The organism is Xylophilus sp. ASV27, from assembly GCF_016428875.1.
GTDB lineage: Bacteria > Pseudomonadota > Gammaproteobacteria > Burkholderiales > Burkholderiaceae_C > Xylophilus.
Map to the genome: position 1 here is coordinate 1 of NZ_JAELTO010000285.1, position 417 is coordinate 417.

The 417-nt window shown below is 71.7% G+C and carries 1 protein-coding gene; it reads right to left on the minus strand.

Going from position 1 to position 417, the window contains the following annotated elements; all coding sequences use genetic code 11:
- Positions 1 to 417 (minus strand): aldehyde dehydrogenase family protein (locus tag JHD63_RS22905; RefSeq protein WP_198973121.1); only part of this gene is annotated, 417 nt, incomplete at both ends.

The window sequence follows — 417 nt, forward strand, 5'->3', positions numbered from 1 at the left end:
AGCTGGCGCTGCGAGATCAGCGGGCCCACCTGCACGCCCGGGGCCAGGCCGTTGCCGATCTGGATGGTTTTGGCGAAGGCCTTCATGCGCTCGACGAACGCGTCGTGGATGCCGCGCTGCACCAGGATGCGCGTGCCGGCCACGCAGACCTGGCCGGTGTTGCTGAACACGCCCATGGACGCGCCGGGCACGGCCTGGTCCAGGTCGGCGTCGGCCAGCACGATGTCGGGCGACTTGCCGCCCAGCTCCAGTTGCAGGCGCTTGAGGTTGCCGGCCGAGGCGCGCACGATGGCCTGCGCCGTGCCCACCGAGCCGGTGAAGGCCAGGCGGTCCACGCCCATGTGCTCGGCCAGCGCCTGGCCCACGTCCTTGCCGTACCCGGTGACCACGTTGATCACGCCCTCGGGCACGCCGGCT